Source organism: Streptomyces sp. NPDC039424, assembly GCF_055639495.1.
In genome coordinates this window covers 82,355-94,363 of the sequence record NZ_JBVKAI010000028.1, presented here as the reverse complement: position 1 = coordinate 94,363, position 12,009 = coordinate 82,355, and the positions used below count along the sequence as shown (strand labels likewise).

Sequence of the window (12,009 nt, the reverse complement as noted above, 5' to 3'; positions counted from 1 at the left end):
AACTTCAGGATCACGTTCTTCAGCTCCGTACGGTGCGCGGCCGACTCCTGCATCTCAAGCTGCCGGGCGCTCGCTCGCGACACCAGGTACTGGCCGAACAGCGACCCGCCCGCGCCGAGCGCAACACCTGCCAGAGACAACAGCGCCGGCCCCAAGGTTCCCCAAGATCCCATGACACGAGTCTCTCAACTCACCGCTCGAGAGACGGGCTGCCCATGGACAACCCACGCCGGGGCAGTTACGGGACGGCCCTTAATCACTGACGGCTGACGTTCCTGGTCACGCCGGTGACGACTGTCGTGGCCAGGATCCAACCGGTGATGATGAGGGCGTAGGACAGTGCCTGATACCAGCTGTCCGGCGCGAAGGCGTCCTCCTGACCGAAGGAGATCACGGGTAGGAGCAGATCGAGGGTGTAGAAGATCGGGTTGAAGTGCGGGGCCTCGGACGCCTTGAGGGGGCGGGGGTGGTGCGAGGCGTACGCGATCGAGCCGACGGCCAGCAGGGACAGTAGCCAGGCGCAGGCGCGCAGCGGACGGAAGCCGTAGCCGACAGTGGCGTCCTGGACGTAGCCCCACAGGCGTGCGTACCACGCTCGGGTACCGCGCAGGCGGCGCTGCTTGGCGAGTTGGACGAGGCGGGCGGCGTGGTCGTCGCCGACGCGGCGGTAGGCGGCAGTCAACTGTTCGTAAGCGTCAGGGACGTAGCCGTCGCTGTCGCGCTCCAGCATGGGCATCCGACGTTCGGCGGGCTCGTGCGGGGTGAGGGCGGTATAGACGAGACCGCCGAGAAGCACCTCGTCCGGCACCGCCTCCGGTTCCATGAGCAGAACCTCGATCTGGGCGCGGCGCAGATTCAGTGCGCCTTCCATGGGAGGGCTCTTGCGCAACCAGAGTTCCCCGATGGTGCAACTGCTGGCGCGCAGTGCCGCGTCGCCGGGGTTGGACAGGGATGCGTACGACAGGTCGAGCCGCCCGGTGATGCGCGCGCCCCGCAGGCCGATCCAGCCCTCTGTTTGGATGCGCCGCATGTGGAAGTCGCCTTCCACGAAAAGCGTCTGGGCGTCGAGGGCGACACTGCCCGGGTGGCGTAGCCGTGCGTCGGCGAAGCTGGCCGAGCCCGCGATCGAGGTGCTGTTGAGGGTCACTTCCCCGTGCGTTCGCAGTCCGGGCGCCCACAGATCGACGCCGATGGTCGCGTGGCTGAGCCGGAGCGCGGGCCGCGCGGTGTCCAGCGAGGTGATCTCGGCATGATCCAGGAACAGCGGCCCGCCGATCTGTGTGCCGCCGAGCCGTACTGGTCCGGAAAACCGGCAGCGTGTCAGGTGCAGAATGCCCTCCACCCGCATGGTGGCGGCGGCCAGGCCGGGTAACACGGAGTCGCTGAGGTTCAGCTCGCGGAGCTGGGAGGCGTACAACAGAGGCACGTCCTCGAAGAAGCAGCCGCACAGATGTACCAGATGGTCGATCGTTCCGTACTGCAGGTCGAGTACGCCGGTGATGCGTGCGCCATTCAGTCTTAAGGCGGGTATCTCCCCGTCCTCCAAGGGTCCGTTGAGGAGCAGGGCCCGCAACACGGCGGCCCGGACGGTCCGGTCGGGGCCCCAACCCGCCCCTTGTGCTGTGTCCTCGTCCTCCGCAGCGCGGAAGTCCACCGCCGCGCCCCTGGGAAAGGCGCGCCATACCCTCAGCTCAGCAGGCGTAAGATCGTCTATGTTCATCAGCCGGGACTCTGGCGTCGCGCTCTGACACTGTCAACTCCCCGAAGAGGTCTGGTGACCGAAGGCAGTGGGGTGCACGGTGGGTCGACGATGCTTCCCGCGACGATCCTCGGCGTCGAGGATCGGTCCCGACAACTCGTCGGTGATGGTGCCGTCGGAGTGGACGGTGGACGGTCAACCTCTGGTTGGAACCGTCGTTGCAGTTCCAGATGATGACCTTGGTACCGTAGCTGTCGGTGTTCTTCTCCAGGCCGACGCAGCGGTTCGAGGCGACGCCGACGAGGGCCACGCCGTTGGTGCCGGGGCGCGCTTGGACGCGGATCGCGTCGATGCCGGGTGCGGTGCTGTCGGAGACGGCGGCGAAGCGCACGGCCGCCGCCAATGACGTACTGGTAGCCGGCGGCGGCCATGCCGGAGGAGACCAGAGTGTCGGTCTGCTGTTTGATGACGTCGAGTCGATGCTGCTGGGGAAGCTGTTCCAGGAAGCCCAGCCCAGCCCATCGCTCGGCGGACAGTGGTGCCGACGTCTCGTGGCCGGCCAGGACCGTCAGGCCGGCCAGGCCGAGGGCGAGGACGCGCACGGTGATGCGTCTGGCCCAGCCACGTGCGGAGGTGTACGAGACGGGGTGGCTTCCATGGTCAGTACCCGACCCGGAAGGTCGCGTCCTGTCGCTCCGTGGTCGTGGAGATCGGGTCGATGCGCAGCACGTAGTTCGAGTGGCGGATGTAGCGGGTCGGGTTGTTGTAGGACCGGAACGACGCCCAGTTCGCGTCCGCGAGGCCAGGTGTGCGGTAGAAGGTCGCGTCGGCAGCGAACGTCGACGTGCTGTCGTTCACGTCCAGTTGGAGCGCGTAGTTGTAGTGCCGCAGGTAGCGGGTCGGGTAGTTGACCGACTGGAAGGAGACCCCGGAGCTGTCGGCGAGCCCGGGGACCAGGGTCCACAGGGAGTCCTTGTACGGCTCGATCGGGTACTCGTCGATCCGGCCCAGATAGTTGGAGTGGCGGACATAACGGGCTGGGAAGTTGTACGACTTGAGCCGGTTCCAGGTCGGGGTGCCCCACTTCGCGAGCAGGTTGTTGTACTGGGTCGTGGTGATCGTCGTGATGCCGCAGTGCTTGGAGTTGACCGGCTGGGTATAGGTCTTCTGGTCGAGGGCGGTCCAGGTGCCCGCCGACAGGTCGGTGGACTGCCAGGCGTAGAAGACGCCGTTGGGCGTGTAGGTGTCGCCCCAGAGCCACCAGGTGCCGGACGCCAGGGACTTCACCAGTGTCGGGGCCTCGGTGCCGCCGTGCGCCACGCCGGTGCTGAACTCGGTGAAGCTTCCCGGGTTCAGTGAGGTGGATCTGGCCCCCCGCAGCGTCTGGTTCCCCTTGAAGTAGAGGTAGTTGTAGCCGTTGACGCCCACGGCCATGTCGCCGTCGATGACGTCGTAACCGGGGTCGAAGAAGACCTGCGGGGCGGAGGCGGTGACGAAGTCGGCCGTGTAGTTGACCATGATGACGTTGTGGCCGCTGCTGTTGACGGCGGAGTAGATCACCGCGTACTGGCCCCGGCCCGCATCCCAGAACGCCTCGGGTGCCCAGCTGTGGGTGGTCATGTCGTGCAGCTTCAGCCGCCGGTAGCCGGTGAAGGTGCGCAGGTCGGCGGAGTCCCAGACGTGGATGTACTGGCTGTTGTAGTTCCAGTCGGTGCCCTTGAGGTCGGTGGCGAGGACCACGAAGGTTCCGTCCTGCTTGCGCAGCAGGAAGGGGTCGCGCAGGCCGAGGGCGCCCGCGGTGGGGGTGACGACGGGGTTGTTCTGGTTGAGCGGCGTCCAGTTCAGTCCGTCGGGGCTGACGGCCAGGTGCAGGCCGTAGTCGGTGCCGTCGCCGAGGCTGGTCGACTCGGTGAAGTAGCACATCACATACGCCGAGTCGGCGGCGTGGGCGGTGCCCGACCCAAGGGTCAGGGCGAGCGGCACGGCGGCGCTCATGCCCAGAAGGGCGCGACGGGACAGGTGGGGGTTTTCGCTCACTTGCGCTCCAAGGTGGCGTGCGGGGGGCACCTGAGGTGGCCGTAATTTCGAACAAGGTTCGGCAAATCGATCAGAAAGTAGAGCCTGGGCATGTGCCCGTCAATCGGTCTGTCAGGACTTTGTGATTCCTGTGCACACCGGGACGTCAGATCGCACGTTTCCGGGGGTGGATGGTCTGCTCTGCGTATGACGGTCTCGGCGATCTTTGTGGCGACCGGGTACTCCCAGTCCTCGGTGTCCGAGGGTCCACAGGACGGGGGAGAGCGTGGTAGCGCTGTGGACGGCGCCGTACGGCGGGTGGAAGAGGGTCGGGGCCTTGCCGGTCGCGGCCTCGGTAGCGGCGCTGGCGCGGTTCGGCTGGTAGGCGACCTGCTCGGAGGTGTGGAGCGCCCGGGTACCGTGACGGGATGACCTTCCCTGCTCAGCGGCTGCGCGTGCTCCCGCAGTCCTTCGTCGTCGAGCACCTCGCCGGCCGGTCTCACGTCCAGGACGACTCCTGGTGGGCTCTCGTGCGGGCTCCGGAAGGCCTGACCGTCGTCCGCGAGGCGTCGGCGGACACAGCGGAGGGTACGGAACGCTGGAGCGCGCTGTACGGAGACGACCCACACGGCCTGGACCAGCCGGGAATGCTGGCGGGCGTTGTGGCACCGCTCGGCTCCGCGGCCGTCCCCGTGTTCGTGACCTCGACCTATCACGCGGATCTGGTGCTCGTGCCTGAGGAGCGCCGCGAGGAGGCGATCGCGCTCCTCAGAGCCGCCGGTCATGAGGTCGTTGGCGACGGCTGAGCGCGGCTATCGGCCCGCTGCGCGTCTCGGAGTGAAGTCTCGCGCCCGTCCAAGTGGCCGGCGTTCAGTCATCCTGTCGGCGAGCGCCCGTCGGCCTCGCCACGGTCACCACGGCGGTGGCTCTGCGGGAGCCTCCCCCTCAACGGTGGTGAATGCGTAGTGGCCCACGGCGCATCGGAGGCGCATATCCCTCAACAGAATTCGAACGTTCGGTACTCATAGTTGAAGTCAACGGACTGCATAGACTCCCTCCATGACCGCCTCACACCCCTACACGCGCTACGTAGCGATCGGCGACAGCCTGACCGAAGGCCTCGGCGACCCCGGCCCTATGGGGGGCTACCGCGGCTGGGCCGACCGGCTTGCCGAGATACTGGCGGGGCAGCAGCCGGAACTCGCGTACGCCAACCTCGCCGTCCGCGGGAAGACGGCCGCGCAGATCAGGGCTGAACAACTGGGTCCCGCAGTGGAGTTGAAGCCGGATCTGGTGACCGTGATGGCGGGCATGAACGATCTCGTGCGGTCCGGCTTCGACGCCGCGTCGATCATCGCCGACATCGAGGAGATGTTCGCCCGCCTCACCGCGTCAGGCACCCGCGTCGCCACGGTGACTTTCCCGGATCTGGGGAAGGTTTCACCACTCGCGCGCCGGGTGCTCCCACGGATCCTCGACCTCAACGCCCGACTGCACGCGATCGCGGAACGGCACGGCGTCGCCGTACTGGACGTATTCCCGCACCCCGTCACGACCGACCCTCGCCTGTGGGCGGACGACCGACTGCACGCGAGCCCGCTCGGGCACGCGCGTATCGCCTCCGGCATGGCCCACACGCTCGGCCTGCCGGGCCACCACGGCTGGGCCCAGCCACTGCCTCCGCAGCCGCCCGTCCCCGCTCTGAGAGCCGTCGGCGCCGAAGTGCGCTGGGCCATGGATTTCCTCGGCCCTTGGCTGTGGCGGCGATTGCGCGGACGTTCCTCGGGCGAGGGGTGCACGGCGAAGCGGCCCGAGCCGGGGCCGGTGACCCAACTGGACGCGGCCTGATCCCGACTACGGCAGATGGACTCTTGCACCTCCTTGAGCTCCCCTTCGCCATGACATCCGAAGACGTCGCCGCAGCCGGCATCGCGAGCCCCGGCCTGGGGGAAACCTGTCCGTCGCTCTTTTGCGCAAGCGGTCCTTGATCGAGGGTTGCGGCCCTCAGACACCAACAACAGCGTGGCAAGTGCCAGTCGAGATCTGGCCGGCTTGGCCGCCTTGCTGACTCGCGCAGGCCGGAAGGGTCGCAAGTCGGTTCGGGCGGGTGGAGCGCCGGGCGACTGCCCGCGCTTGTCTCCTTGGACTGCTCTTAGGGGGCCATGCCATGGCCGAACATCGCCCGCCGACGGGCGGGGTCTACGCCATGGCCCGCGGCCGCCGCACGATCTTCAGAACTCCACACAACCCCCGATGATCAAGCGCTGGCCGAACCCATTCCCAGCCGGATCCACGGCAAGATCGCGAAGTCAGAGCGGACCGCTGGAGTCCTCGTCACCCTCGACGTTGGCGACCATCCTGCGCAGTACCTTGAGCGCAGCCACGTATTCCTCGTCGCTGATGCCCTTGTGGACCACAGCGCGCAGCTCGGTCACCAGCTCACGCAGCCGTACTCTGGCGGCTTCCCCCGCATCGGTGAGGTGCAGGCGCTGCCCGGCGTCGATCCGCAGCCATTCGCGGTGGAGTAACTGGTCGATGACCCGAGCGATCTCATGCTGCCCGTCGGCCAAGGGTGTCAGCTGGGTCACCACGTCCTCGTGGCTCGGCGCCGTCGGCCCACCGTTGACGCGGTTGAGTACCCAGTACTGCGGCTGTGTGACGTCGATCTTGGCCATAGCGTCACGCAGATGCCGGGTGACGGCCGTGTGAGCCAGGCCGCTCCAGTAGCCAACGGGCTGAGTGGCGAGCAAGTCATCGGTGGCGGCCGGATCTGCCGGCGCTTGGTCGGTGGTGGTGTCAGAGAGCGGTTTCATGATCGCGACACTACATTCCTCTGGAGCACGAGAACCCCGTCGCATGCAGCGTCAACTACGGCTGAGCCTGGGGCAGATCGGGGCCGACGTGCCGTCCGCGCCTGGCGCAGGGCCCGGTGGAAGGCTCAACGCCACTGCCTACACGCCGTGGAGGACGACCACCACGACCTCCGCCGTTGAGACGCGTGGCCCAGAGGCGTCTTCCCGGCTGCGCACGAACGCCTGAGATGCCCGGCGGACACGCAACTGCATCCCAGCTGTGATTCCTGACCGGCTGACGCATTGGAGTGCTCGGCCGGGCGGATGCGTATGGCTACGCGGTCGTACCCGGTGGGTACGGTGCTTCCATCCCTGCACTCCCAGGGCCCGAACGGCGTGGCCGCTGTCCACGTTGTTGTTCACAGCCCCGCGCAGATGTCGGAGCCCAGTCCGCAGGCTGCCGAGTACGCTCGCAGGCTCTACGCGGTCCGGCGCGATGTCAGCCGAGGCTGTTGCCCCACAGAGACGCGTCGGTGCTCTTGAGGGTGGGGACGCCGCCGTAGGTGCCGCCGTCGGCGGTGACGAGCGGGGCGGAGAGCTGGTCCTCCAGGAGCCCGTCGCGAACCCGCACGATGGTGCTCTCGTGGTCGGTCTTGCCGGCCTTGAACGTCTTCCCGTCGATCGCGGCCTTCAGGTAGTACAAGGCGTACTTGGCGTAGAGGTCGACCGGCTGGGACACCGTGGCGTCGATGGTGCCGTTGGAGATGTTCTTGAGCTCTCTGGGGATGCCGTCGTTGGAGACGACGAACACGTGTTTCTTGTCCTTCGGGCCGACAAACAGCCCCTCCTGCTTGAGCACGTGGAGTGTGCCGGACAGGGCGGAGCTGGCCTGCATGTAGATGCCCTTGATGTCCGGGTGGGCGGTCAGGTCGTTCTGGAGCTTCTGCGCGGCGACGGCCCCGTCCCAGTTGGTGGCTTCTCCGAACACCTTGATGTCCGGATAGTTCGCCTTCATGCATGCGTTGAACCCCTCGGTGCGGTCACGGCCGTTGATCGATGAGAGGTCTCCCTGGAGCATCACGACCTTGCCCTTGCCGCCCAGCTTGGTGCCGAGGTACTTGCAGGCCTTCTCGCCGTAGGCGCGGTTGTCGGCGCGGACCACCATGTAGACCTTGCCGGTATCGGGGCGGGTGTCGATGGTGACGACCGGGATCTTCGTCGTCTCCAGCTGCGCCAGGATCGGCGCGATGGCAAAGGTGCTCTGCGGGGCCATCGCGATGCCCTTGACGCCATGGAGGATGAGCGTCTGCGCGTTGGCGTTGAGTTTGGCGATGTCGTTCTGCGAGTTGGTGGTCTTGAGCGTGAGACCAAGCTGCTCGGCGTACTGCGGCGTGTACTTGATGTACGAGTTCCAGAAGTCGGTGTCGGAGCGCGGGTAGTCGACGCCGACCAGCGGCTTACCGCTCGACGTGGCCGTGCCGCCGGAGCCGCCGCTGCAGGCGCTGAGCAGCGCCAGTGCGCAGAGGGCGGAAGCAGTGGAGCAGAGGACGGTTTTGAGCCTCATTGGTACTTCCTCGCGCTGGGTCCTGAAGCGCCTGGCGTCCACCCCTGGAGGCTGGCTGTGAAACCCCAGCTCAGTCGGACCATGGGCGGCGGCCGGGCTCGCCTGGCCAGCATCAGATCACCTCTTCATCTAACATACATAGGGAAACATTCTGATCACATCTGGTCATTTGCCCCGGCCCGCTTGTTGGCATGGACGGGATAGCCGCAGCGCTGGACGGTGCCGCGTGTAGCAGCGCAGAGTGGGAGCCCTCGGAGAAGGCCAGGTCGACCATGCTGGAACCGTCCTGTGCGAGTCCCTGCTGTGTCTGCTGCACGAGCCCCTCCCTGAGTGCCCTCGGCAGTCTCACGGCCACCACCCGCTCGCGGCCGTCGGCTGGAGCGCGAGGAAAAACCCGTGACCGAATATGCGTCCCCCGATCCCAGGCAAAGGCCCTGCCGCTCACCAATCCCTGGTCCGGTCGCGCTCAGGACCGTGATCGGGACGCTGACCAGCCCGAACGAGATGGCACACCTCCGGGGCCGGCGGGCCCGGCAAGGCGACATGCGCGTCATTGATCTGCCTCATGCCTGGCACTACGCGTGGGTTCCCGCGGAGGTTCCCCGAGCCCGCCGTCTCCACCCGACCGAGTAGGGGCGGCCTCGGGGGACGACGTTCTGGACCTGGTCGTGCGCAACGGCCGACCGGGTCGGAGCCCTGTCGGCGGCTAGCTGGAGGCGGCAACGGTCTTCTGCTCGTGATGGTGCTTGAGCGCGTCACGGGCAGCGGGGATGTCGGCCGCGGCGAGTCTGCCCCAGAGCGCCTGGGCGGCGATCAGCGCAGAAAGTTCGAGTTCCCGCGCCCGCAGCCGGGCGATCTCCGCTGCGCGTCGCCCGGCTGGCCGGGACAGTGATGGACGGCCGATCCATCACGGTGAAGGCCACACAGGGAGCCTGGGACGACAGCCCCCTTGTCAAGGCGCTGGAGACGGACGAGAGCGTAGTGCTGTATGCCTCCAGCGCAGGGGCACGAGGCGGCCTCTGTACCGCCGCAACGATCGAACAGAGCGCGAAGGAGGAGCTACGGAAACCGGGGCGATGGTGATCAGCCGGACGGGAGCCGCCGACGGTACGGTCAGCTCCCTGCGCGTCACCGCCCACCGGGCGTGCCCCGCATGTGTCACCAGAGAAGACTCGAAGGCATCGCGCACGCGCGCAGGGCCTGCGGTACGGGCTGTCCCAGCTGGACGCCCTGCATCATGCCCGGTTCGAGGGCGACCGGGATCTGCCAGACCTCGCGGTGAGGCGGAGCGCCGCCAGGCCCTTGAGGACCGGCTCGCAAGTACGCCACGGTCGAGGCGGAGGACTTCGTCTGGCGCCGTGACCAGACCCTGCCAGAGCAGGCCCGGCGTGATGAGCCCGCGCGGCTGCCCGGGAGCGGGCGGAGCGCGAGCGCCAGGAGGCAGCGGCCGCTGAGGCCGTGCGGCAGGCGATGCCGTGTGACGACTGCGGGCAGGACCGGTCGCCCGGGCCGTGCGAGCTGTGGGGCTACCGGTCGCCTGACCGCGGCCCTGATCATGGAGGCCGGGCTGGTCGTGGCCGCCTGGTCCGCCGACCTGAACGACGCCGGCGACATCGCCGCCGTCGACGCCCACGTCTGGGCGATCGTGCAGACGGACATCGAGGCCGCGCAGCGCGAGGTCCTCCAGCTGATAGAGCAGAGTAGGCAGGGTCTGCTATCCGATGACACCGATTCCTGGGGGCCTGTGAAGCCGAGATTGGCGCAAGTTCGTAATACCGCCCGCCGCACGGGAGGTCCACCAGTGAGTTGACGCTGGGGTGGGCGAGGAAGAGGGTGGCCCGGATGTGGCGGCTGCCCTCGCTGCACGTCAGTCTTGGTCCGAGATGGACAGAGCCTCGGTGATCATGCGGGTGGCGAAGTCGTGGTCGTCGGTGAGCCGGTTGATGTGCTCCGCGAGCAGGAAGGCCGTGGCTTCCAAGGGATTCATCTCGGCCTCGGTCCACTGTCCGTACTGCTTACGCCACAGGCTGGGGCTCAGGCCGGTGCCAGCAGCGACGAGCAGGCCGGCCATAGTGGGGATGGCCTCGGGACGGACGCTCTTGGGCATCATGCGCATCGTGGCCACGAGGTTGGGCACCACGTACGCGATGACATCCTTGTCGTGGTCCTCGTACGCAATCCGCAGCCACTTCATGAAGACGAAGATGAGCGTGCACGCGCCATCCAGCACGTCATCGACTCCCCTGGGGCCCAAGGACGCGGCGAACTGGTCGGTCAGCTGCTGCTGTTCGGGGTCGGGGTCGCTCTTGCCGTCGTAGATGGCTTTGAGCCGAGAGTCGATCATCAGGAGCGCTGCACCTACATCGCCGACGGAAGCGTGCTGGGGGTCGCAGGGCGATGACATTGGATTCCTCCTCGAGTGACCGCGGCAGGCAGCGCGGCGTGTCACGTACGGTAGCCCGTCGATCACAGGAGAGTCTGGTGAATCCTGATGGAGGGACTTCTGCGGGTTGCACCCAGCCCCAGGCTGCGGCTGGGGGCGGCTGGCACGAGCAGATGACGCATCTGCCGTAGCTACGGACAGGGTCAACTTCTGTCTGCTGGATCGCTCGTTGAGGTGATGCGCGATCAATCACCCATGGCGCAGCGGTCGGCATCATGACACTCGCCTCGTGACCGACGCGGCGTCCTCCCGTTCGGACAGCCACGATCCGGCTGACAACACGCCGAATACGCCGGCATTCGGTGCAGGGTGGGTCCGGCTCCCGCTGGTGCGCTGGATCCTCGCGCCGCGTACGACATGGCAGGCCCGTCGTGTCCGGGGGAAGGCCCGGGTCGGGACGGGCACGATCTACGACAAGGCGAGGGGCTGGACGGTCGCCGAGGCGGTGAAGCGGAGCGAGGCCGTGTCGAAGAACCGCCCGGCGGACCTGATCAACAGCAGGACGTGCCAGCGTCCCGCTCCTGCGCCACCGAGTCGTCCTGATCGCCCACTTACGCCGCCGCTATGCGGACAGACCGCTCACCGAGTCAAGTTGATGTCGGCTCCAGGTGCGCGGCCATGAACGGAAGGACGACGTCGGCCATCTCGTCGGGCACTTCCTCCGCCAGGTCGTGGCCCGCGTCGAATACGTGCCCGGTGACGTCGTGGGCCATGAGCCGCATCTGGGACTCGTTACGGTCGCCGATGAACGCGGATCCGCCGAGCGCCAGGACTGGGATGTCCAGTTTCTTCTGTGCGGCCTGCCGGTTCTGTTCGGCGTCGACGAGCATTGCCCGGTAGATCGAGAGCATCGCGCGGATGCCGCCGGGCATGGAGTAGCAGCGCACGTATTCGTCGACCGCGTCGGGGGTGGCGCTGTCGGGGTGGCTGCGCTCGAACTTGATCATGTAGGTGATCAGCTCACGCTCGTGTCCGGCGATCAGCATCTCGGGTACGTCCGACTGGAAGTAGAAGCCCAGATGCCACAGGTGCATGCCGTTGGAGACATTCTCGGGGGTGAGGGCTGTGTGGTCCTCGAAGCCGAATCCGGGGAACAGGGCCTCGGCGAACACGAGAGCGGTGACGTGGTCGCGGTGGCGGGCGGCGAGCTGGTAGCCGATCACCGCTCCCCAGTCCTCACCCGCCACGGCGTATGTCTCGTGTCCGAGGTGGGTCATCAGTTCGGCGATGTCGTCGCTCATCGTCGCGGAGTCGTAGCCGTCCGACGGGTGGGCGGAGTCGCCGAGACCGCGAAGGTCCGGGACGACGACGGTGTAGTGGGGTGTCAGCTTCGGGACGAGGTGGCGCCAGTGGTAGCTGGTCTTGGGCACGCCGTGCAGGAGCACCACCGCGGGGCCGGACCCGGCTGTGCGGTAGTGCAGACTCGTTCCGTTGACGGCGGCTCGGCCGGTGCGGACGGGCGTTCCGTCATGGTCGAACATCATGTTTTCCAGCC

General features: G+C 67.3%; 9 protein-coding genes. 3 read left to right on the top strand and 6 right to left on the bottom strand.

The window, feature by feature from the left end:
* Positions 1-256 precede the first annotated feature (256 nt).
* Both ACZ7L0_RS40320 and ACZ7L0_RS40315 read right to left on the bottom strand, forming a co-directional pair.
* Complete coding sequence (locus ACZ7L0_RS40320) at positions 257-1,720, bottom strand: membrane-associated oxidoreductase (RefSeq protein ID WP_471247553.1); 1,464 nt, start codon at positions 1,718-1,720, stop codon at positions 257-259.
* A 639-nt stretch (positions 1,721-2,359) separates the two neighbouring features.
* Entirely contained in the window at positions 2,360-3,694 is a 1,335-nt protein-coding gene (locus tag ACZ7L0_RS40315; protein WP_471247559.1) for a glycoside hydrolase family 43 protein, read from the bottom strand.
* 449 nt (positions 3,695-4,143) lie between these two features.
* Here ACZ7L0_RS40315 and ACZ7L0_RS40310 point away from each other — a divergent pair, with 449 nt between their 5' ends.
* Both ACZ7L0_RS40310 and ACZ7L0_RS40305 read left to right on the top strand, forming a co-directional pair.
* A complete protein-coding gene (locus ACZ7L0_RS40310; protein WP_471247552.1) occupies positions 4,144-4,521 on the top strand; it encodes an ACT domain-containing protein in 378 nt (125 codons plus the stop codon).
* Between the two features lie 253 nt (positions 4,522-4,774).
* Positions 4,775-5,563: an SGNH/GDSL hydrolase family protein gene (locus ACZ7L0_RS40305; RefSeq protein WP_471247551.1), complete on the top strand. Its 789-nt coding sequence runs from the start codon at positions 4,775-4,777 to the stop codon at positions 5,561-5,563.
* Positions 5,564-6,024: 461 nt separating this feature from the next.
* On the opposite strand, the gene ACZ7L0_RS40300 is transcribed toward ACZ7L0_RS40305, so the two are convergent.
* Positions 6,025-6,528 (bottom strand): MarR family winged helix-turn-helix transcriptional regulator, encoded by a 504-nt coding sequence (locus ACZ7L0_RS40300; protein WP_471247550.1) that lies wholly within the window; start codon positions 6,526-6,528, stop codon positions 6,025-6,027.
* A 478-nt stretch (positions 6,529-7,006) separates the two neighbouring features.
* Complete coding sequence (locus tag ACZ7L0_RS40295; RefSeq protein ID WP_471247549.1) at positions 7,007-8,071, bottom strand: sugar ABC transporter substrate-binding protein; 1,065 nt, start codon at positions 8,069-8,071, stop codon at positions 7,007-7,009.
* A gap of 1,555 nt (positions 8,072-9,626) precedes the next feature.
* On the opposite strand from ACZ7L0_RS40295, the gene ACZ7L0_RS40290 reads away from it, so the two are divergent.
* Positions 9,627-9,881, top strand: a complete 255-nt coding sequence (locus tag ACZ7L0_RS40290) for a hypothetical protein (protein ID WP_471247548.1) — start codon at positions 9,627-9,629, stop codon at positions 9,879-9,881.
* A 57-nt stretch (positions 9,882-9,938) separates the two neighbouring features.
* Here the strand turns inward: ACZ7L0_RS40290 and ACZ7L0_RS40285 are convergent, their stop codons facing one another.
* Together ACZ7L0_RS40285 and ACZ7L0_RS40280 are read right to left on the bottom strand one after the other, a co-directional pair.
* Positions 9,939-10,475 (bottom strand): hypothetical protein, encoded by a 537-nt coding sequence (locus ACZ7L0_RS40285; RefSeq protein WP_471247547.1) that lies wholly within the window; start codon positions 10,473-10,475, stop codon positions 9,939-9,941.
* Positions 10,476-11,101: 626 nt separating this feature from the next.
* Complete coding sequence (locus tag ACZ7L0_RS40280; RefSeq protein ID WP_471247546.1) at positions 11,102-11,998, bottom strand: alpha/beta fold hydrolase; 897 nt, start codon at positions 11,996-11,998, stop codon at positions 11,102-11,104.
* Positions 11,999-12,009: the final 11 nt, after the last annotated feature.